At 63.5% G+C, this 310-nt stretch carries 1 pseudogene; it reads right to left on the bottom strand.

Annotated elements, in window-relative coordinates:
• Positions 1-310 (bottom strand): annotated as a pseudogene (locus F1193_RS16965) (MFS transporter); the annotation flags it as partial.

Genomic DNA, 310 nt, shown 5'->3' with positions numbered 1-310 from the left:
CGGAGAAGTTCAGCATCGCTTCGAGCGCGACGACGCAGAACATCGCATAGACCGCCGCCCGCTCCTGCGCCGAGCCGGTCACTTCGAGCGCGAGAAGAGGAGTCTTGCCCTGCTCCTGGCGCCTGTAGGTCCAGATCACGAACGCATAGCCGATCATGATGCCAACCGCGATCAGCACCGGCGCCGGCGAAAAGCCGGCGAGATCGAACGGCGCATTGGGCGAGGCGATCGCAAGGCCCCAGCGATTGAGGTTGTTGAAGCCGAAGCTGATGAAGATGATCGCGGTCGCCGCAAGCACGACGCCGATGAG

This window comes from Blastochloris sulfoviridis, assembly GCF_008630065.1.
Lineage (GTDB): Bacteria > Pseudomonadota > Alphaproteobacteria > Rhizobiales > Xanthobacteraceae > Blastochloris > Blastochloris sulfoviridis.
Note: the sequence above shows the minus strand (reverse complement) of the source record. Positions and strands in the feature narration are given on the sequence as shown.